This window comes from Streptococcus ruminantium (assembly GCF_003609975.1).
GTDB lineage: Bacteria > Bacillota > Bacilli > Lactobacillales > Streptococcaceae > Streptococcus > Streptococcus ruminantium.
On record NZ_AP018400.1, the window covers coordinates 834,066 to 855,692 of the forward strand.

Genomic DNA, 21,627 nt, shown 5'->3' on the forward strand with positions numbered 1-21,627 from the left:
TTAGTGGTTTAGATGGTAGAATTATCACATACCAAAATGCTAAAAAAAAAAAAGGAGAGTTAAATTATGTCAGAAACTACACTAAAGGGAACAGCAAGAAGGGCTCTGTATACCATGCTTGCTTCTTGGGGAAATATTATTTTGTTTACAGGTTTTGCTTTTTTTCTGACGAAGTTCATACTAGGTCAAGTTGGAACAGGACGAGGTGGATCAGATGGTACCAAAATACTGATTGCCATAGGAGTTTTCCTTTTCTGTATGTTACTTGCTTCTTTAGGCTTATACACGCTGAAAAGCTCGCAAACCATCTATTACTTTAAAGATGGATTTACTATTGGTAAAAATGGTGAAAAAATCCTTTACCAAGGGCTTCAGTATCACTTTGTTCCAGGAACAACACCAGATAGAGTGATGGCTATTTTTTACAAATCTGCTGGTAAAATAAAAAGAATTCCCGCAGTTTCGTATGCAACGAATGCTTTTGCTACTTTTCAGGAGGATGTTGTTGAGGCGAACTTGCCACAGGCTATTCAAAAAATTGAAAATGGTGGAACAGTTGAGTTTAGAGCTGTAGGAAAAGGTAGTGCCACCGTGAAAAATCTAGAGAAAAAACTCGAAAATGGTATCAAAATCAAGGTCAATACAGAAAGCATTACCTTTGATGATGAGGTATATAACTGGGCGGATTATACCATCATTTCAGATTATGTTGGTTTGGTCGTTGTCTTAGACTCAGAAACAAATAAAAAAATCATGAGCTTTAATCAAAAATATTTAGTGGAGCAACCACACATTCTGACAGGTTTGGTAAATATTCTTGGAGGACGTTAGTGAAAAATCATTTTAGAGGAACGGTGTCCCCTTGGACTATCCGCAAGGTTAATAAATGGTTAGCTTTTCTTGGTAGTCTATCGGGCTTTATTATTGCAACCATAGCATTGTACCTTTTTGCTATTTGGGGATATGCAAATAATCGTCTTGTCTTACTTGCTCTTTTACCATTGACCGGTACAGTTTGGTTTTCAACATTTGATAAGAAACAGTCAAGATCATCTTCTTCAGATGATTATTGGGATTTTGGCAAAGCGGAGAAAAAGAAGTCAAAATTTGATAAAGTAGATCCTAGCATAGATTGGTTCGGTGCGGTCGTTAGTATTGTTTTTGCCTATCTATCAATTTATTTATCCGAAGTCTTGGTTTTAGTTCATGCCTATCAAAAAGCGGGCTGGCAGAATGGCTTTTTCTCTTTGTTTACTGGTATTTTTACCAACATCTTGAGAATGGATGAGGCTAGCAAATATCTGTGGAAGCATTGGATTGGTTTGACAATAGTTCTTATGGTTGTTATTGTCGGTCTGTCTTTTCATTACATTTATATGAGAATGAATGTGACTCCTGGTCGCAAATTAACGGATGCAGAAAAAGCAAAATTAGCCTATGGAGCTGTTCTATTTACAAGAAATGGCTTATCTTATGATTATTTGCTGGGCTACTTGCCAACAGGCCGAATCAAAGCCAAAGAAGCAAAAGAGATGCTGGCCCGTGATTGGGACATTCATAATAAGAATGATGTTCTTCAGATTGTCAATGACTTATTGGACAAGAATTCCATCATTGGCGATTTAGATCAACTGTTGCAAAATATCCGTGATGGACAAGCGGATGTAGAGGATCAAGCTATTTATGACGATATTATCAGCAATCTAATGGCTCATTATCAATATACTGATAAAGAGTTGGAAAAAGTTCAAACTCTGGGTGCATGGAATAGTGATCGCCTAGTGAATTTAGTGCGGTATGCCTATGCTGCTAGGTACATCTCAGAAAAGGAGATGTGGGATATGGTTGATCAAGCAATTATCTATGCTAAGCATAGGTATGGTACATGGAGAGAATACTTTGCGGCTGTTATCCTTGGGCGAAGTCTTGGCTGGGGTGGTGATTTTGAAAGCAATCGAATAGTTGCTATGAAATTATTGAACAATCCCAATAGCATCTACAAACAATATCCCTTCTAATACCATATCCATACCACCACATTCTTGAATGCTTTGTCTTCTAAAAGTTTCTTTGGCGATTAACTTTCAACTTCAATGACAAGCCATAAAGTTTTCTTGTCAACATGGTGTTGTTATCCATCGTGTTAGACTTGATTGTTTCATTCGTTTTTCTATCATTTGTCAGAAGTGGTAGTTTTTTCAAGGATATTATTTTAGAAGACAGTACTTTTGAGCTACTGTCTTCTTTTCTATCTATTTAGGTAACATCTTTTTAATATAAAGAAAAACAGCCCTACGGACTGTTTTTTAAGCAAGTTTTGATGCAAGACGTGCTTTATCGCGGCTTGCTTTATTTTTGTGAATCAAACCTTTAGTTTCTGCTTTATCAATTGCTGAGCTAGCAGCACGGAAAAGCTCTTCAGATGGGTTAGCTTCAAATGCTTTGATTGCAGTACGCATAGCTGATTTTTGTGCTGAGTTTTTCGCGTTTTGTTTAACGTTCAATTCAGCGCGTTTGATAGCTGACTTAATGTTTGCCAATGGTTTCACCTCCACCCTTTCTTGTACTAACCATACCATTATATCTGAAAAGATGGGTTTTGACAAGTGAAATTTATTTTTTTAGATAAATTTTGTCAATCTCATGATTTTCAGCCTTATGCAGAATAATATCTGCTCGATTTCTTGTTGGCTCAATGAATTTTTCTAGGTTGGCCAAATTGATATTTTTCCAAGTATTTTGTGCGATGGATAAAATTTCAGGATAGGTCATCTGCGTGAAGCGATGGTAATAATTATTTGGATCATTTTTAGCAAGAGTTAATAATTTTTGGAAACGCTCTAAATACCAGGTTTCAATGTGCTCAACATCTGCATCCACATAGATTGATAAGTCAAAGTAGTCGCTAACGTAGAGTCGTTGGTTTTGTGGATTTTGAAAAACGTTAATCCCTTCAACAATCAAAAAATCTGGAGCCGTTATCTCCTGTGATTCACCAGCAACAATATCGTAGATCTCATGCGAATAGACAGGAATTTGACAATCGTAGCCATTTTTAATCTTATCTAGGAAGTCAATCAAACGTTCCATATCGTATGATTCTGGAAACCCTTTTTTATTCAGTAACTGGCGTTCTTCCAAAATAGCATTTGGATATAAGAAGCCATCTGTTGTTACCAGTTCGACCTTGGCATGTTTAAATGTCCGAGCAATAAGAATTTGCAATAGTCTACTGGTTGTTGATTTACCTACAGCGACACTTCCAGAAACACCGATGATGAAGGGTTGCGGCTTAATCGTCTTTTGTAGAAAGAGACTCTTGGTAAAATTTAAGTCCTTTCTGGCCTTTCGATAGATATGGATGAGGTTGATTAAGGGAAGATAAATATCAGATACTTCATGCAACTGTATACGGTCATTGAAACTTTTTATGGAGTTCAGCTCGCTCTGACTCAAGGGGATAGTTGTTTTACGATGAAGCTGTTGCCAAGTGGTTCGATCAATTTGTTCAAAATTTAAAAATTCATTTTTCATGTACATGTATTCCTATATCTGGTAAGCGTTTTAAAGATTGTAACCATTCTATCATATTTTTCATACTAAAAAAACTCTTGAAAACGTTTTTAAGAAGTGTTATAATAAACACATGTCCAATATGTATTATGAACAAAATCCTATAGTAGCACATGATATTCATGAAGTCCAGATTCGTTTGCTAGATACCCCAATGTCATTTTGGACAGATGCAGGTGTTTTTAGCAAGAAAATGGTTGATTATGGTAGTCAAGTGCTTTTAAAAACCCTTCATTTTGAAAAAGGGGAATCGGTGCTGGATGTTGGCTGTGGTTATGGTCCCATTGGTTTGACCCTATCCAAGGTTTTCTCTGTGCGGTCTACCCTGATTGACATCAATAGCAGAGCTTTGGATTTGGCTAGAAAAAATGCTGAGAGGAATGGTGTAGCTGCTGAGATTTATCACTCCAATCTTTATGAAAATGTAATTGGAACTTTTCATCATATCGTTTCCAATCCACCAATTCGAGCCGGTAAGATGGTTGTGCATGAAGTAATTGCTGGAGCCTTTCAACACTTAGAGGTAAACGGAACCTTGACGATTGTTATTCAAAAAAAACAAGGGGCTCCGAGTGCTAAAGCTAAGATGGAGGAAGTTTTTGGCAACTGCCAAATTATTAAGAAAGACAAAGGATACTATATCCTTGAAAGCGTGAAAGAATGAGAACAGTTGATCTAATTCAAAAAAAACGAGATGGCTTAGAACTATCTTCTGAGGAAATCAAGTGGTTAGTGGATGGTTATGTAGCCGGTACAGTTCCAGACTATCAGATGGCGGCATTGGCTATGGCTATCTACTTCAAAGGCATGTCAACGCGAGAAATTTCTGATTTGACCATGTCTATGGTTGCTACAGGAGAGCAGATTGACTTGTCGGCCATTCCCGGTATTAAAGTAGACAAACATTCTACTGGAGGGGTAGGTGATAAAGTTACCCTAATTTTGGCACCACTGGTAGCAAGTTTTAATGTTCCAGTAGCCAAGATGAGCGGGCGAGGTTTAGGACATACAGGTGGTACTCTTGACAAGCTAGAGTCTATCAAAGGTTATAAAATTGAAGTCAGTCAAGAGGAATTCATCAAACAGGTTCAAAATACTGGTGTTGCTGTCATCGGTCAGTCAGACAATCTCGTCAAAGCTGACAAGTTGCTCTACGCACTCCGTGATGTAACAGCAACGGTTGATACGATTCCGCTGATTGCAAGCTCTGTGATGTCTAAGAAGATTGCAGCTGGTGCTGATGCCATCCTCCTTGACGTGACAGTCGGTGAAGGTGCCTTCATGAAAACAGTCGAAGAGGCGCGTGTGTTGGCTCAGACAATGGTAGATCTTGGAAAAGCAGTAGGGCGTAAAACAGTGGCTGTTCTGACCGATATGTCCCAACCAGTAGGGACGAGCATCGGAAATCGTTTGGAGATTTTAGAAGCTCTTGAAATTCTACAAGGTAGAGGCAGGGAAGATATTACAGAGTTTATCTGTGAACTAGCTCATATTATGTTGGGACTTGCTAATGTAGAAAAAACGGTCGAAGAGGTTCGTCAACATATTGAAAATGGAGCAGCTCTTAAGAAATTTGAAGAGATGGTTGTAGCGCAAGGTGGAGATTTAGAGGATCTTTATCGTCCTGTTCAGGTTGCACATCAGATTCCTGTTTTCGCTGAGGAAGATGGTTACATTGTCGGACTCCCAGCTCTAGAGTTTGGACTTTTCGCCATGAAACTTGGTGCAGGTCGTGCAGTCAAAACAGACTCTTTGGACTATGAAACAGGTGTCGTTTTCCATAAGAAAGTTGGTGAAGCAGTTTCTAAAGGAGAACAGGTTGCAACGATTTATGCCAATGAAAATATTTCGGAAAATATGCTTACAAATTTCCAAAAAAATGTTAAAATAGATAGAGTGAGTGTAAAAACGAAAGAAATTATTGAAATCATTTCTTAATGTACGGAGAAAACTATGAAATTGAATAAATATATTGACCACACAATCTTAAAACCTGAAACCACGCAAGAACAAGTTGAGAAGATTCTAGCAGAAGCAAAAGAGTACGATTTTGCTAGTGTATGTGTCAATCCGACATGGGTCGCTTTGGCTGCTGAAAGTTTGAAAGACAGTGATGTAAAAGTTTGTACTGTTATTGGTTTCCCTCTTGGGGCAAATACCCCTGCTGTCAAAGCCTTTGAAACTAAAGATGCTATCGCAAATGGTGCAGATGAGATTGATATGGTTATCAATATCGGTGCTTTGAAATCAGGAAACTACGATTTAGTTTTTGAAGACATTAAGGCTGTGGTTGAGGCAAGCAACAACAAACTTGTTAAGGTAATTATTGAAACGTGCCTTCTGACAGAGGATGAAAAAGTAAAGGCCTGCCAGTTATCACAAGAAGCTGGTGCTGACTATGTTAAAACTTCTACAGGATTTTCTACAGGTGGTGCTACCGTAGCAGATGTTGCCTTGATGAGAAAAACTGTAGGACCAGATTTGGGTGTTAAAGCCTCCGGTGGAGCGCGCTCTTATGAAGATGCTATTGCTTTTATCGAAGCTGGTGCAACTCGTATTGGTGCATCATCAGGCGTTGCTATCATGAATGGAGTGCAGGCGGATGGCGACTACTGATTTAATAAAATTAGCTGTGAGCAATAGCCAGAAGGCTTATGTTCCCTACTCAAAATTTCCTGTTAGTGCAGTTTTGGTGTCAAAAGATGGACAAGTGTTCACGGGGGTAAATATCGAAAATGCTAGCTTTGGATTGACGAACTGCGCCGAGAGAACAGCCATCTTCAAGGCCGTTTCTGAAGGCGTACGAGAGTTTTCAGAAATCATTATATATGGTGAAACAGGAGAGCCCATATCGCCATGTGGTGCCTGTCGTCAGGTAATGGCGGAATTTTTTGAACAGGATTTAAAAGTGACCTTGGTCGCTAAGGATCAATCGACAGTCGAGATGACAGTCGGGGAGTTACTTCCATATTCCTTTACAGACCTCACATAGTCTGTATGACAGTCATTTGACTGTACCATTATTACTCTGCAACTACGGTTGCAAAAATATTTTAGGAGGGTTCAGAAATGAACAAGAAACTTGTTGGACTTGGTCTAGCAGCTGTTGCGGCTCTATCATTGGCTGCGTGTGGTAACCGTGCTTCAAAAAGCGGTAGCTCAGAATCTTCAAAGTCAGCAGACTCAACTGTCAAGGCTGCTATTGTCACAGACCTTGGTGGTATTGATGACCGTTCGTTCAACCAATCCGCTTGGGAAGGTTTGACAGCTTGGGGGAAAGAAAATAATCTCGAAAAAAATAAAGGTTATGCCTACTTCCAATCAAATAGTGAATCAGACTATGTAACGAACCTTGACTCAGCTGTTTCTGGCGGATACAATCTTGTGTTCGGTATCGGTTTTGCCTTGGAGAGTGCTATTGCAGAAGTTGCTCCAAACAACCCTAAGACACATTATGTAATTGTGGATAGCACTGTTCCAAATCAAGACAATGTTGTCAGTGTTGGCTTTGCAGACCATGAAGCATCATATCTTGCAGGTGTTGCAGCAGCTAAATCAACCAAAACAAACCATGTAGGTTTCATTGGTGGTATGCAAGGTGTTATCATCGACCGCTTTGAAGCTGGTTTTGTTGCAGGTGCTAAATCTGTGAATAAAGATATTAAGATTACAGTAGATTATGCTGGTTCATTCGGTGATGCAGCTAAAGGTCAAACAATTGCTGCGACTCAATATGCAGCAGGTGCTGATGTTATTTTCCATGCTTCAGGTGGTACTGGTAACGGTGTATTTGCTGCGGCGAAAGCAGAAAATGCTACTCGTAATGAAGCAGATAAGGTATGGGTAATCGGTGTTGACCGTGACCAATCAGCAGAAGGTGCATATAAGTCTAAAGATGGAAAAGAATCCAACTTTGTTCTGGCATCAACTTTGAAACAAGTTGGTACTTCTGTTAAAAATATTGCAAACCAAGCCCTTAAAGGTGAGTTTCCTGGTGGAAAAGTTCTCCAATTCAAATTGGCTGATGGTGGTGTAGAATTGGCTGAAACAAACCTTTCATCAGAAGCTTCTAAAGCAGTTGCTGATGCTAAAAAAGCTATCCTAGACGGTAAAGTGGAAGTTCCAGAAAAACCTTAAATACTTTTTTAGACTATTCCGACTCGGCGACCTGACGGGTCGCCGTTTTTGGTTGAGATTTCTCTCAGTAAAGCCTATCAATGTACCGTGATGGTAGGTTTCACTGACAAAAATGATATGGTCTTTGGAACATTTTACGAGTCACATAGACCCTGATCAATGTTTCGGAAGACTGTAGTCAGAAAGGAAATAGATTATGACAAAGGATTATGTCATTGAGATGCGCAATATCACCAAAATATTTGGTGAGTTTGTTGCAAATGACCACATCAATTTAAATGTCAGACGTGGTGAAATTCATGCCCTTCTCGGTGAAAATGGGGCAGGAAAGTCTACTCTGATGAATATGCTTGCTGGTTTGTTGGAACCTACAAGCGGTGAAATTGCTATCAATGGTCAATCTGTAAAGATTGATTCTCCCTCTAAGGCAGCGCAATTGGGGATTGGTATGGTTCACCAACATTTCATGCTGGTTGATGCTTTTACAGTTGCTGAGAATATTATTCTTGGATCCGAGACCACCAAAGGTGGAGTGATTGACCTTAAGAAAGCTATTGCTGAAATTAAGGAACTCTCTGCTAAGTATGGTCTTGAAGTTGATCCCACAGCTAGAGTTGCGGATATTTCTGTTGGTGCTCAGCAGCGTGTAGAAATCCTTAAAACCCTCTATCGTGGTGCAAATTGAGCCTACAGCCGTTTTAACTCCAGCAGAAATTGCAGAGCTTTTAAAGATTATGAAAGCCTTGGTAGAGGAAGGAAAATCTATTATTTTAATCACGCACAAGCTGGATGAAATACGCGCAGTTGCTGACAGTGTAACGGTTATCCGTCGTGGTAAGTCGATTGAAACAGTTGCCGTAGAAGGTGCTACTAACCAAGATTTGGCAGAGTGGATGGTTGGTCGTTCTGTATCTTTCAAGACAGAGAAGATAAAAGCCAATCCAAAAGAAGTCATTTTATCAATTAAAGATTTAGTAGTAAATGAAAACCGAGGGATCCCAGCGGTCAAAGGTTTATCCCTAGATGTTCGTGCAGGTGAAGTTGTTGGTATAGCTGGGATTGATGGTAACGGTCAAAGTGAACTAATCCAGGCCATTACTGGTCTGCGGAAGGTGAAATCTGGTTCTATCACTATCAAGGGTGAAGAAGTTGTCGGCAAAACACCACGTAAGATTACAGAAATGCAAGTTAGTCATGTGCCAGAAGATCGCCATCGTGATGGCCTTGTCCTTCCGATGACTGTAGCAGAAAATATTTCCTTACAAACATATTATAAAGAGCCGATTTCTAAAAATGGTATTTTGAACTATGGTACTATTAACGAGAAGGCACGCTCGTTGATGGAAGAGTTTGATGTTCGTGGTGCTAGTGAATTGGTTCCGGTTAAGGCACTTTCGGGTGGTAACCAGCAAAAAGCTATTATTGCCCGCGAGATTGACCGCAACCCAGACCTCCTCATTGTCAGTCAGCCAACACGTGGTTTGGATGTCGGTGCTATCGAATATATTCGTAAACGTCTCATAGCAGAACGTGATAAGGGTAAGGCTGTTCTTGTTGTCAGCTTCGAACTGGATGAAATATTGGATGTATCAGATAGAATTGCTGTTATCCATGATGGGGTCATCCATGGGATTGTTGAACCTGCTAAGACCAATAAACAAGAATTGGGTGTATTGATGGCAGGTGGACATATTGAGAAGGGAGAAGAACATGCTTAAAAAATATAAGAATTTAACTCTTCCAATGTTGGCGGTGGTCAGTGGTATCCTACTTGGAGCGATTGTCATGCTTGTGTTTGGTTACGATCCAATTTGGGGTTATGAAGAGTTATTCTATTCGGCTTTCGGTAATATCAAGTCTATTGGTGAAATTTTCCGTGCGATGGCACCTCTTGTATTTACCGCTCTTGGTTTTGCTGTGGCTAGTCGTGCAGGCTTCTTTAATGTTGGTCTTTCAGGTCAAGCATATGTTGGTTGGGTTTTTGCAGGCTGGTTCGCTCTGGCGAATCCGGATTTGCCACGTCCAGTCTTAATTTTTGCAACAGTTGTGATTGCAATGTTGGCCGGTGGTATCGCTGGTGCTATTCCCGGTGTCCTTCGTGCTTATTTAGGAACGAGTGAAGTTATCGTTACCATTATGATGAACTATATCTTGCTCTATTCATGTAATTACATCATCCGTGATGTTTTTGCAGATAATTTGATGAAAAATACAGATTCGACTATCAACGTATCAGCTAATGCTTCTTATCAGACAGAATGGCTTCGTGCATTGACGGATAATTCTCGGATGAATATTGGTATCTTTTTTGCCCTTATCGCAGTTTTTGTTATTTGGTTTCTATTAACGAAGACAACACTTGGTTTTGAAATTCGTTCGGTAGGTCTCAATCCGACAGCTTCTGATTATGCTGGTATGTCTGCCAAGCGTACCATTATTCTGTCTATGATTATTTCAGGTGCTCTTGCTGGTCTCGGTGGTGCTATTCAAGGTTTGGGGACGTTCCAAAATGTTTATATCCAAAGTGGTAACTTAGACATCGGTTTTAATGGGATGTCTGTAGCGCTCTTGGCCTCAAATTCACCGCTTGGTATCCCACTAGCTGCCTTCCTTTTTGGGGTCTTGTCAGTAGGTTCTCCAGGTATGGTTCGGGCACAGATTCCGCCAGAATTGATTAACGTAGTCACTGCGTCTATCATCTTCTTCATCGGTGTGAAATTCATTTTTGAACAGTTGTTAAAATCTAGAAATAAAGCGAAAGGAGCGAAATAAGATGAATGTTTCAATGCTTGCCTTACTCATTTCGCAAATGCTGATTTATTCTGCACCTTTGATTTTTACCAGTCTTGGAGGAGTTTTCTCTGAGCGCGGTGGTATCGTAAACGTTGGTCTAGAAGGAATCATGGTGATTGGTGCCTTTGCTGGTGTTGTATTCAACATTGAGTTTGCAGAAACTTTTGGTAAAGCGACTCCATTGGTGGCAGTTTTGGTCGGTGGTTTAGCCGGTATCCTATTTGCTGCTATCCATGCGATGGCAACGATTAACTTCCGTGCGGATCATGTTGTGTCTGGTACTGTACTGAATTTGCTTGCACCTGCGCTAAGCGTCTTTCTTGTAAAAGTTATGTATCACAAGGGACAGACTGATAGCATAACACAATCATTTGGGAAGTTTTCATTCCCTATCTTGGCTGACATCCCTATCATCGGAGATATTTTCTTCAAAAATACTAGTTTGATGGGGTATGTTGCCATTGCAACAGCCTTTGTGGCATGGTTTGTCCTCTATAAAACAAAGTTTGGTTTGCGTCTTCGCTCAGTGGGTGAACATCCACAAGCTGCAGATACCTTAGGTATCAATGTCTATGCCATGCGTTATGCAGGGGTTTTGCTAGCTGGTTTTCTAGGTGGTGTTGGTGGTGCCGTAAGTGCCCAGTCAGTTAATATCAATTTTTCTGCTACGACAATTGTTGGTTCAGGTTTTATAGCCTTAGCGGCAGTTATCTTTGGTAAATGGAACCCAATCGGTGCCATGCTTGCTAGTCTATTCTTTGGACTTTCACAAAGTTTGGCAGTAATTGGTAGTCAGTTGCCTGGTTTGAAGGATATTCCAACTGTTTATCTTCAAATTGCACCCTATCTTGTGACAGTGATTGCGCTATCTGCCTTCTTTGGTAAAGCAGTAGCTCCTAAAGCAGACGGAATTAACTACATCAAGTCTAAGTAATCATATAGAGCTTGGGACAAAAAGATTTTCAATTTTGAAAATCTCAATTATCAAGTCCTTTAGATTTATAATTGAACAAAAAAAGCGAACAAAACTAGTTTTCTGACAATCAGAATCTTGGTTTGTTCGCTTTTTATATATGAGATTGGACTATTGTCCCAACCTCTTATGACTATGCTTGAAAGTAGAAAAAGGCAGACCGTTAGGTCCACCTTCTCTTAGGCTTGATGATTAGTTTTTAACACCTGCTGCAATTTCTGGCTTAGCAAAGGCATCGTCAATAATATCTTTCAATTGTTTAGCAGAAGCTTGCATTTTTTGCAATTCAGCTTCGCTCAATGGGATGTTAACTGGGCGAACAATACCATGTGCACCGATGATAGCAGGTTGACCGATGAAAACATCTTCGACACCGTCGTATTGACCTGCTTGGTAAACAGACAATGGAAGTACAGCATTTTCATCATCAAAGATTGCCTTAGTGATACGAGCAAGGGCAACACCGATACCATAATAAGTAGCACCTTTTTTATTGATGATGGAGTAAGCTGCATCACGAACAGATACAAACAAATCAACAAGACCTTGTTCATCAATGTCGCGGTTGTCTTGCAACCAGTCGTACAATTTCACACCGGCAACGTTAGCATGAGACCAAACAGCAAATTCTGAGTCACCATGCTCACCCATGATGTAGGCATGGACAGAACGAGCATCAATACCGATTTTTTCAGCTAATGCTTGACGGAAACGAGCTGAATCAAGTGAAGTACCTGAACCAATAACACGTTCTTTAGGGAAACCAGAGAATTTCCAAGTTGAATACGTCAAAACATCAACTGGGTTAGCTGCAACAAGGAAGATACCATTGAAACCAGACTTAACAATTTCAGTAACGATTTGTTGGTTAATGCGAAGGTTTTTCTCCACCAATTCGAGACGAGTTTCACCTGGTTTTTGTGGCAAGCCAGCTGTCAATACGACAAGGTCTGCATCATGAGCATCTGAGTACTCAGCAGAATAGATTTTTTTAGGGAATGTGAAAGCTAATGCGTGGCTCAAGTCCTCTGCATCACCTTGAGTGCGGTCTTTGTTAATATCAATAATACCCAATTCTTGACCAATACCTTGGTTGACAAGAGCGTATGCATAAGCAGAACCTACAGCACCGTCACCGACAAGAATTACTTTTTTATGTTGTTTAGTTGCAGTCATCGCTAAACATCTCCTTAGTTTTATTTGGGGACGAATCCATCCCAACCATAATCCATTCTAGCATGTTTTGTATTTTTTGTCACTTGTGAAAGCGGTTTTGAAAATGTTTACATGCCATTTCCAACAAAGAAATTTACTTCACAATGTGATATAATAGAAGCACAATGACTGTTGAAAGAGGCATATAATGCAAGATAAGAATTTAGTGACGGTTAATCTGACCAAGGAGATGAAATCATCCTTTATTGACTATGCGATGAGTGTTATCGTTTCGCGTGCTCTTCCAGATGTACGTGATGGTCTGAAGCCCGTGCACCGCCGTATTTTATACGGAATGAATGAACTAGGAATTACACCAGATAAGCCACATAAAAAATCTGCCCGTATTACAGGGGATGTTATGGGTAAGTATCATCCACATGGTGACAGTGCCATTTATGAAGCTATGGTTCGTATGGCGCAATGGTGGAGTTATCGTCACATGCTGGTAGATGGCCATGGAAACTTTGGTTCTATGGATGGTGATGGTGCTGCTGCCCAACGTTACACAGAGGCTCGTATGAGCAAGATTGCGTTGGAGATGCTTCGTGATATTAACAAGAATACAGTTAATTTTGCCGACAACTATGATGCTAGCGAACGGGAGCCGGAAGTATTGCCAGCTCGTTTCCCAAATCTATTAGTTAATGGTACAACTGGTATTGCTGTGGGGATGGCAACCAACATTCCTCCTCACAACTTGGGAGAAACAATTGAAGCAGTTAAATTGGTGATGGACAATCCAGAGGTGACAACGCGTGAAATCATGGAAGTCCTACCTGGTCCGGATTTTCCAACCGGTGCTCTTGTTATGGGGAAATCAGGTATTCATCGTGCCTATGAAACTGGTAAGGGATCCATTGTTCTGCGTTCTCGCACGGAGATTGAAGAATATGGAAATGGTCGCGAACGGATTGTTGTTACAGAGTTTCCTTACATGGTCAACAAATCCAAGGTCCAAGAGCATATCGTTAAGCTGGTGCAGGAAAAGCGTATTGAAGGGATTACAGCAGTTCGTGACGAGTCCAACCGTGAGGGGGTTCGCTTTGTTATTGAGGTACGCAGAGATGCGTCTGCTAATGTTATCTTGAACAATCTTTTCAAGCAAACTCAACTGCAGACTAATTTTAGCTTCAATATGTTGGCTATTCAAAATGGTGTACCAAAGATTTTATCTGTTCGCCAGATTTTAGAGTCCTACATTGAACACCAAAAAGAAGTAGTTACCCGCCGTACGCAGTTTGATAAGGAAAAAGCGGAAGCGCGCGCCCATATTTTGGAAGGGTTGCTGATTGCTCTTGATCATATTGATGAAGTAATCCGTATTATTCGCAATTCAGAGACGGATGCGATTGCACAAGCTGAATTGATGACTAAGTTTCATTTGTCAGAGCGTCAAAGTCAAGCTATCCTTGATATGCGTCTCCGTCGTCTGACAGGTTTGGAACGTGATAAGATTCAATCCGAATATGATGAACTGATTGCCTTGATTGCTGACTTGACTGATATTTTAGCTAAGCCTGAGCGTGTTGTTTATATCATTAAAGAAGAATTAGAAGAAGTGAAGCGTAAGTACGCTGATAGTCGTCGTACAGAATTGATGGTTGGTGAAGTTCTTTCTCTCGAAGATGAGGATCTGATTGAAGAAACAGATATCCTAATCACCCTGTCAAACCAAGGCTATATCAAACGCTTGGCTCAAGATGAGTTTCAAGCACAAAAACGTGGTGGACGTGGTGTACAAGGTACAGGTGTTAAAGATGATGATTTTGTACGTGAATTGGTATCCACTAGTACTCATGATCGTCTCCTTTTCTTTACAAATAAGGGGCGTGTTTATCGATTGAAAGGTTATGAAATCCCTGAGTATGGTCGTACTGCCAAGGGACTTCCGGTAGTTAATCTGCTCAAGCTAGAAGAGAACGAGTCTATTCAGACCATTATCAATGTGACGAAAGATCAAGAAGCAGATTGTTACCTATTTTTTGCAACTCGTCAAGGTGTAGTTAAACGTACCAGTGTTTCAGAATTTGCTAATATCCGTCAGAGCGGTTTGAAGGCTTTGAATCTGAAAGAATATGATGAACTTATTAACGTATTCTTGACAAATGGGCAGGCAGATGTTATCATGGGAACCAAATTTGGTTATTCCGTTCGATTTGCGGAAACAGCCGTCCGCAATATGGGACGAACAGCAACAGGTGTGCGTGGTATCACCCTTCGTGATGGAGACCAATTGGTTGGAGCTACCATGATTTCGGATGAACAAGAAGTTCTTGTCTTGACTGAAAAGGGCTTTGGGAAGCGCACTCCAGCTAGTGAGTACCCTACAAAAGGACGTGGTGGTAAGGGGATTAAAACCCTTAAAGTTGCTGAGAAAAATGGTCCGCTTGCAGGGCTGACAACCGTTTCTGGTGCTGAGGATATTATGGTAATCACAGATACTGGTGTCATTATTCGTACAAGTGTGGCTAATATCTCACAAACCGGTCGCTCTACCATGGGTGTTAAGGTAATGCGTCTCAATGATGAAGCGAAAATTATGACTTTTGCCTTGGTTGAAGCTGCTGAGATTAAAGAGGAAAAGGAATAAGCAGTCATGTCTAAACGTGAAAAGAAGAAGCGAAAGGGTTCTTTTTGGCGTAAACTTCTAACAGTTTTATTGGTATTGATTTCTCTGGCTTTGATATTTAATGCTCCTATCCGTAATTTTATCATTGGATGGAATACCAATAAATATCAAATCAAAAATGTTACTACAGAGGATATTGAGAAAAATAAACAAGCTGAAACGACTTTTGATTTTAATCAAGTTGAATCCGTTTCGACAGAGGCTATTTTGAAAGCCCAATGGGAAGCACAGCGTCTACCGGTAATTGGTGGAATTGCCGTTCCAGAACTTGGTATCAATCTTCCTATCTTTAAAGGTGTCTTTAATACCTCTCTTATGTACGGTGCAGGTACAATGAAGGAAAATCAGGAAATGGGAAAGGGGAATTATGCGTTAGCCAGTCATCATATTTTTGGAGTAACTGGTGCAGCGGACGTTCTTTTCTCACCGCTTGATCGTGCCAAAAATGGTATGAAGATTCATATTACCGATAAGACAACCGTCTATACGTATGTAATCGATAGTGTGCAGATTGTTCCTCCGGAAAGTGTACATGTTATTGACGATGTTGCTGGAAGAACAGAGATTACCTTGGTAACATGTACTGATTATTATGCTACAGAACGTATCATTGTAAAGGGAGTTCTTGAGTCAACAACTCCATACAAACAGTCACCAAAGGAAGTATTGGATGCATTTACAAAGAGCTACAATCAGTATGATTATGGTCAATAGGATTGGCTCGCCCCAACATTCTTAATTCCTAACGAGTAGGATAGTGGCTAATTGGTGCAGACTGTGGTAGTCGGTTTTTAAGGCGAATACAGTAAATTAACTTTGTGGGGGTGGTACAGAATTGCTATTCTAATTCTGTACCACCCCTATTTTTTATCCACCTTACGAATAGATAAGTGAGGAGGAAATTATGTATCAAATTGATTTTAAAGAAGAATCTCTGCTCCCTCGTGAACGTCTTATGGAAGTAGGGGCTGAACGACTTAGTAATCAAGAATTATTAGCTATTTTTATTCGAACCGGAACAAAAAAAGAGCCTGTTTCCATTCTTTCCAATAATTTATTAAATCGCTTGGAGAACTTGGCGGCTTTAAGAGAATTGTCTATAGAAGAATTGCAGACTTTAACAGGAATCGGTCGTGTGAAAGCAATTGAAATCAAGGCCATGATTGAGTTGGGAAAACGGATCAACCAGTCTGAATTGCTCTTAAATGAACGTATTTTGGGTAGTGAGAAGCTTGGGCGCAAGATGATCCAAGAACTCGGCGATAAGAAACAAGAACATCTGCTTGCTCTTTATCTAAATACACAAAATCAGATTATCAGTCAAAAGACTATTTTTATTGGTAGTGTTAACCGCAGTATTGCAGAACCACGTGAAATTTTGCATTATGCAGTCAAATGCATGGCAACATCTATTATTATCGTACACAATCATCCATCGGGTTCAGTGCAACCTAGTAAAAATGATTTACTTTTCACAGAGAATTTAAAAAAATCCTGCGAAACGCTAGGATTGGTTTTATTAGACCACTTAATTGTAGGTTGCAAGGGATATTATTCTTTTAGGGAAGAAAGTGAGTTATTCTAAATAGTTGTTTTAATAGTTTTGACGGGATAATGTCGTACATAGGAAATCAAGAGAGAGCTTTTTGTAGTATAGTGAGCTATACAAGGAAAGCTTTAAAGAAAATGTAAGATTGTCCATCATGGTGTAACAGCTTGAAATATGATATTAAAAAACTGAATTGCAAAGTTGTTATTTTACCATGGATAAAAATGTTATAGCAGATAAGGTACTTTTAGTTGGGATATTGAGTTGAAGAGAGCATGATTAAATTGTTCTAAAATAAAACAAGTGGAGCAATTTTAAAACCAGTCCTCAAAACATGGACTGGTTTTGGTTATTTTTAGAAAAACTAGCTGCACGATAGACAGGGCAGCATGCGATAGGTTTTATTCGTGGGTTCATTTTCTGACATGCACCAATCATTATCCTTTGCGTATAAAGTAGAGCAAGGTTTGTAACTCGCTAGTCAAATCAACATATTGTACAACTACATCTTTTGGGACAGAGAGATTAACTGGTGAAAAACTGAGGATACCCTTAATACCAGCTTCAACAAGGATGTCTGTTACCTCCTGAGCTTTGATGCTCGGTACCGTTAAGATAGCTGTTTGTGAGTTGGCCTCTTGAATACGATCTTTAATATCTGAAATGGCATGAATAGGAATATTTTCGTCTATAGTGCCGACCGCAGGGCTGTCATCGGCCTCGAATGCCATGACAATCTTCATTTTATTCCGTTCGTGAAAGCGGTAGTGAAGCAAGGCGCGTCCCATATTTCCAACACCAACTAATATCACATTGGTAATGGAAGTATCGTTTAAAATATCCGCAAAAAAATCCATCAGCTCCTTGACATTGTAGCCAAAACCGCGCCGACCGAGTTCTCCAAAGTAAGAAAAATCACGGCGCACAGTTGCGGAATCTATGCCAATGGCTTCGGCGATTTCTTTAGAACTAGCTTTTTCAATATTACCTGCATAAAAACGCTTGAAAATACGGTAGTAAAGGGATAGACGTTTGGCAGTAGCGCGTGGAATATCTGATTTTTTATCGTTTTTCACTTTGGACTCCTTTATTTTTTATATCGATGATTCGTATGTTAAATAATTCTTTCCTCTATTCTAGTCCAAGTTTGTGAAAAAATCAACAGATTGATTTTAAAAAAGACCAAACAGAGAACCTGTTTAGTCTAGTGTCTGTAAATAAAGATAGAGGTCACCGATTGTTCCTTTGAAATCCAATTCCTTCCCATCTTTGATAATGCTAGAGATAGGATAGTAATCCGGTAGAGTAAGGCAACCAGAGAAGGCTAAAACTGCTGCCTCCTTATTTTCAAATGTCTGGCTACGCTCTTTTTTATAAGCATCACGATAATGGACTTCAATCATTTTTATGCTTCTTTCGTAAAGATGTCACGATCAATCAAGCTATCCATAAGGAAGTAAAACTTTTCCTGAATGACCTTATTGCTCTCTGGTTTAAAAATGTTAACCAAGTGTAGACCGGATTTATCTGTGATATTGATTTTAAAACCTGTCAAGTCCTGATTGATAATAATTTTTAAGAGGAAACCCTGGTTTGAGTTTGGAATTTCTTCCAGAAGACGAGTCAGTTGATAATGTCCTGCTTTGGTTTGTTCAAACGTATTGTCACGCAGTGTATATTTTTTGACAACAGGACTAATATGATAAGTAAAGTTACAATCTTTCAAGGTAACAGATTTTTGGAATGCCATTTTTAACCTCCAATTATTTTTTTTAATTCTACGATAAGAGTATCTATTTCTTGTTTTGTGTTGGTTTCTGAAAGGCTGATACGGATAGACTCCTTCAACCGAGGAGATTCTTTTCCATACATAGCTTCCAATACATGGCTGTTTTGAACAATGCCAGCAGTACAGGCAGAACCGCTAGATACAGCAATACCGACTAGATCTAATTGCATAAGTAGTTGTTCGTTTAGCTTGCCTGGGAAACCAATATTGAGGATATGGGGGAGATGGGAGCCAGACTGATTGATATAATAGTCTAATCCATGTAACCCTTCAATAAGTTGTTTTCTGAGTTGACTGATGTAGTTGCTATTTTTGTCTAATTCGGTAATTTGCTCCGTTAGAGCAGTTGCCATAGCAGCAATGGCTGGGAGATTTTCGGTTCCTGCTCGATGTTGAGCTTCCTGCTTTCCACCATGGATTAAGGAGTCAAACCGGTGAATTTTACTGTATAGAAAACCACTTCCTTTCGGGCCATGGAATTTATGGCCTGCAGCAGTAAGAAAATCAATCCCATATTCAATCGGGTGTAGCTCTACCTTTCCAACAGCTTGGACAGCATCAACATGAAAGACAGCTTGATGCCCAGAGAGAACTTGACCAATTTCCTTAATGGGAAGTAGTTGCCCAGTTTCATTATTGGCGAACATAACACTGACAAGGATAGTATCTGGTCGTAGGGCTTTTTTTATTTGTTGAGCAGTGATGACCTGATCTATCGGCTGAATATAGGTTACCTCAAAACCAAAATGTTCTTCTAAGTACTGCATGGTATGAAGGACGGCATGATGTTCAATGGCTGTTGTAATCAGGTGTTTGCCCTTATCTTTATGAGCAAGGGCATAACCCTTGATCGCTAAATTATTCGCTTCGGAACCGCCGGAGGTAAAAATGAGCTGATCGGGCGAAACAGCTAAAACTTGGGCAATATCCTGACGTGCCTGACGAAGAATTTGGTTAGCATTGCGGCCAGCATGGTGAATACTGGATGGGTTGCCATAACTTTCTTGAGCAACTTCCATCATTCGTTGGAGAGCAATGGGAGAAGCGGGAGTGGTTGCTGCATGGTCTAAATAAATCAAAAAGTAGACTCCTAGTTTTCTTTTATCGGATTAGTAAACTTGAAGAGTGGGCTGAGTGGCTGATGTTCTTGAATACGGTGAATTGCATTTGCGATTAAGTCACTAGCTGTTAAGAAGGCAATGTTCTTTGGATGTTGCTCCTTGCTAGAAACAGAGTCGGTCACTAGGATTTCTTTGATTGGCGCTTCGTCTAGTAACTGCGCGGCTGTTCCTGCAAAGAGGCCATGGCTGGCAACAGCATAAATTTCAGTAGCTCCACCTTCTTGTACAATTTTTGAAGCTTGTGAAAAGGTGCGACCAGTATTGAGAATGTCATCTACCAAGATCGCTTTTTTACCAGCCACATCGCCGATGATGTATCCTTCGGAACGCTCAGAATCATCTTGAGCATAATCAATAATAGCAATCGGAGCATTTAAAAATTCTGCGATATTGCGAGCACGTTTGATACCTGAGTTTTTAGGGCTAACAATGACCACATCTTCTTTGCAAAGACCTTTTTCCATATAGTAGTGAGCAAAGAGAGGCTCAGTAAGGAGATTGTCTACTGGAATATCAAAGAAACCTTGGATTTGTGAAGCATGTAAATCAAGAGTTAATACGCGATCTACGCCAGCTTTAACTAGCATATTAGCAACTAACTTAGCTGTAATTGGTTCACGTGGAGAAGCAGTACGATCTTGACGCGCATAGCCAAAATAAGGGATAACAGCAGTGACGGTGTTAGCACTAGCGCGTTTACATGCATCGATCATAATCAATAGTTCCCACAGGTGGTTATTGACCGGATAACTAGTTGATTGGATGATGTAAACATCTACGCCACGTACAGATTCTTCAATGTTAATTTGGATTTCTCCATCTGAAAACTGACGAGAAGAAAGTTTCCCAAGAGGAATTCCAGCAGACTCTGCAATTTTTTCAGCAATGTCGCGATTGCTATTGAGTGAGAATAATTTTACGTTGTGTTCACCGAGAGGTTGCACCATTTTCAAGTAACTCCTTTAATACACTGAGCTTTTATGAAGATCATAAAAGTATTTTTTACAATAGATAATTTTATTTTACCAAAAAATTGAAAAATTTTCAGCAGAGAAATAAAAAATCAGTCCTATTGAACTGATTTTTTATAGGCAGCTGTTCGAGCAACTTTGCTGCTGGCATATTTGAATTGGATAGATTTTTTTTTGAGAAATTCATCAAATAGAATTTTCCCTTCATCGGCATCTGTAACCTCAACTTCTAGCTCGTAGTCTGTTTGATCAAGATAATCATTTTTATCCAGAGCCATGAGCCCGATAGATGTCTCTTTTTCATAGCGCTCAGTGGTTAAGCTACCCCAGACAGCAAGTCTATTGAGAGGAATAGCGGTGATTGAAATAATATCTGCAATCTGACCTGTTGGAAGTTGAAAATGTGTAAGTAAGGCTCTAGCGGTCTGAATATCCAGAGCTTGATTGTATTCTTGGTTGCCAATTTCCTGAGGAATTTTTAATGTTAGCTCTGCCATTTCTTCAAAGGTACGAATTCGGAGAGAAAGACGGTTATTTTTCAGATCAAAGTCTGGGGTATCAATATAGTGATTGGTTTGAAAAACGGGATTTACATCAGAAAAATCAGGCAAGAGGCGTTTGTATTCCGATTTGGTCAATAGTGTTTTGTACTCGATTTCTAGATGGTTTTTCATGCAGTAAACCCTTTCATATGTTATAATAGATTAGTCTTTGTGTTATCTTAACACTCTTTGAAAATCAAAATGAAATCTTGTTACTTCGTCTTGATGAGTGTCTTATCTGATGGAAGACTTTAGCTGCTGCTTGAAATTTAAAAAGTAGTAGAGTTCCATCTTTGACTTTATTGCTCATCTATTTTTGATTTTTTATTGAG

The 21,627-nt window shown here is 39.7% G+C and carries 21 protein-coding genes and 1 pseudogene; 13 read left to right on the forward strand and 9 right to left on the reverse strand.

Annotated features, from left to right (window positions below):
• Positions 1–66 precede the first annotated feature (66 nt).
• On the forward strand, positions 67–831 hold the full coding sequence (locus SR187_RS04050) for a hypothetical protein (RefSeq protein WP_227985742.1): 765 nt from the start codon (positions 67–69) through the stop codon (positions 829–831).
• Positions 831–2,018 carry a DUF1266 domain-containing protein gene (locus SR187_RS04055; protein ID WP_120171598.1) on the forward strand — a complete coding sequence of 396 codons (1,188 nt, stop codon included), beginning with the start codon at positions 831–833 and terminating at the stop codon, positions 2,016–2,018. Before SR187_RS04050 ends, SR187_RS04055 begins: the two co-directional genes overlap by 1 nt.
• A gap of 288 nt (positions 2,019–2,306) precedes the next feature.
• Here the strand turns inward: SR187_RS04055 and rpsT are convergent, their stop codons facing one another.
• Positions 2,307–2,555, reverse strand: a complete 249-nt coding sequence (gene rpsT, locus SR187_RS04060; protein ID WP_075098301.1) for a 30S ribosomal protein S20 — start codon at positions 2,553–2,555, stop codon at positions 2,307–2,309.
• A gap of 58 nt (positions 2,556–2,613) precedes the next feature.
• Complete coding sequence (gene coaA, locus SR187_RS04065; RefSeq protein WP_024531701.1) at positions 2,614–3,534, reverse strand: type I pantothenate kinase; 921 nt, start codon at positions 3,532–3,534, stop codon at positions 2,614–2,616.
• Between the two features lie 112 nt (positions 3,535–3,646).
• Here coaA and SR187_RS04070 point away from each other — a divergent pair, with 112 nt between their 5' ends.
• The 8 genes and pseudogenes from SR187_RS04070 (at position 3,647) to SR187_RS04105 (ending at position 11,437) form a co-directional block, all read left to right on the forward strand.
• A complete protein-coding gene (locus SR187_RS04070) occupies positions 3,647–4,237 on the forward strand; it encodes a class I SAM-dependent methyltransferase (protein WP_120171599.1) in 591 nt (196 codons plus the stop codon).
• Positions 4,234–5,511 carry a pyrimidine-nucleoside phosphorylase gene (locus SR187_RS04075; RefSeq protein WP_120171600.1) on the forward strand — a complete coding sequence of 426 codons (1,278 nt, stop codon included), beginning with the start codon at positions 4,234–4,236 and terminating at the stop codon, positions 5,509–5,511. Before SR187_RS04070 ends, SR187_RS04075 begins: the two co-directional genes overlap by 4 nt.
• A 15-nt stretch (positions 5,512–5,526) precedes the next feature.
• Entirely contained in the window at positions 5,527–6,189 is a 663-nt protein-coding gene (deoC, locus tag SR187_RS04080) for a deoxyribose-phosphate aldolase (RefSeq protein WP_120171601.1), read from the forward strand.
• On the forward strand, positions 6,176–6,565 hold the full coding sequence (locus SR187_RS04085; protein ID WP_024531705.1) for a cytidine deaminase: 390 nt from the start codon (positions 6,176–6,178) through the stop codon (positions 6,563–6,565). The genes deoC and SR187_RS04085 overlap by 14 nt, the downstream gene beginning before the upstream one ends.
• A gap of 77 nt (positions 6,566–6,642) precedes the next feature.
• A complete protein-coding gene (locus tag SR187_RS04090) occupies positions 6,643–7,710 on the forward strand; it encodes a BMP family lipoprotein (RefSeq protein ID WP_120171602.1) in 1,068 nt (355 codons plus the stop codon).
• A 196-nt stretch (positions 7,711–7,906) separates the two neighbouring features.
• Positions 7,907–9,428: pseudogene (locus SR187_RS04095) on the forward strand (ABC transporter ATP-binding protein).
• Positions 9,421–10,482, forward strand: a complete 1,062-nt coding sequence (locus SR187_RS04100; protein WP_024531707.1) for an ABC transporter permease — start codon at positions 9,421–9,423, stop codon at positions 10,480–10,482. Before SR187_RS04095 ends, SR187_RS04100 begins: the two are co-directional and overlap by 8 nt.
• A gap of 1 nt (position 10,483) precedes the next feature.
• Positions 10,484–11,437, forward strand: a complete 954-nt coding sequence (locus tag SR187_RS04105) for an ABC transporter permease (RefSeq protein ID WP_024531708.1) — start codon at positions 10,484–10,486, stop codon at positions 11,435–11,437.
• A 231-nt stretch (positions 11,438–11,668) separates the two neighbouring features.
• Here the strand turns inward: SR187_RS04105 and SR187_RS04110 are convergent, their stop codons facing one another.
• Positions 11,669–12,652 carry an L-lactate dehydrogenase gene (locus tag SR187_RS04110; protein WP_120171603.1) on the reverse strand — a complete coding sequence of 328 codons (984 nt, stop codon included), beginning with the start codon at positions 12,650–12,652 and terminating at the stop codon, positions 11,669–11,671.
• A 187-nt stretch (positions 12,653–12,839) separates the two neighbouring features.
• On the opposite strand from SR187_RS04110, the gene gyrA reads away from it, so the two are divergent.
• The 3 genes from gyrA to radC all read left to right on the forward strand — a co-directional run bounded on the left by gyrA (position 12,840) and on the right by radC (position 16,908).
• On the forward strand, positions 12,840–15,284 hold the full coding sequence (gene gyrA / locus SR187_RS04115) for a DNA gyrase subunit A (RefSeq protein WP_120171604.1): 2,445 nt from the start codon (positions 12,840–12,842) through the stop codon (positions 15,282–15,284).
• Positions 15,285–15,290: 6 nt separating this feature from the next.
• Positions 15,291–16,037: a class A sortase gene (locus SR187_RS04120; RefSeq protein ID WP_024532869.1), complete on the forward strand. Its 747-nt coding sequence runs from the start codon at positions 15,291–15,293 to the stop codon at positions 16,035–16,037.
• Between the two features lie 190 nt (positions 16,038–16,227).
• On the forward strand, positions 16,228–16,908 hold the full coding sequence (radC, locus tag SR187_RS04125; protein ID WP_024532870.1) for a RadC family protein: 681 nt from the start codon (positions 16,228–16,230) through the stop codon (positions 16,906–16,908).
• Between the two features lie 401 nt (positions 16,909–17,309).
• On the opposite strand, the gene SR187_RS04130 is transcribed toward radC, so the two are convergent.
• From SR187_RS04130 to SR187_RS04155, 6 genes are all read right to left on the reverse strand, one after another.
• Positions 17,310–17,948 carry a redox-sensing transcriptional repressor Rex gene (locus SR187_RS04130; protein WP_024532871.1) on the reverse strand — a complete coding sequence of 213 codons (639 nt, stop codon included), beginning with the start codon at positions 17,946–17,948 and terminating at the stop codon, positions 17,310–17,312.
• Between the two features lie 123 nt (positions 17,949–18,071).
• Entirely contained in the window at positions 18,072–18,275 is a 204-nt protein-coding gene (locus SR187_RS04135) for a DUF4649 family protein (protein ID WP_024532872.1), read from the reverse strand.
• A gap of 2 nt (positions 18,276–18,277) precedes the next feature.
• Positions 18,278–18,622: a DUF1831 domain-containing protein gene (locus SR187_RS04140; protein WP_024532873.1), complete on the reverse strand. Its 345-nt coding sequence runs from the start codon at positions 18,620–18,622 to the stop codon at positions 18,278–18,280.
• A gap of 2 nt (positions 18,623–18,624) precedes the next feature.
• A complete protein-coding gene (locus SR187_RS04145) occupies positions 18,625–19,740 on the reverse strand; it encodes a cysteine desulfurase family protein (protein WP_120171605.1) in 1,116 nt (371 codons plus the stop codon).
• Positions 19,741–19,751: 11 nt separating this feature from the next.
• Positions 19,752–20,729 carry a ribose-phosphate diphosphokinase gene (locus SR187_RS04150; protein ID WP_024532875.1) on the reverse strand — a complete coding sequence of 326 codons (978 nt, stop codon included), beginning with the start codon at positions 20,727–20,729 and terminating at the stop codon, positions 19,752–19,754.
• A 122-nt stretch (positions 20,730–20,851) separates the two neighbouring features.
• A complete protein-coding gene (locus SR187_RS04155; RefSeq protein WP_120171606.1) occupies positions 20,852–21,427 on the reverse strand; it encodes a CYTH domain-containing protein in 576 nt (191 codons plus the stop codon).
• Positions 21,428–21,627: the final 200 nt, after the last annotated feature.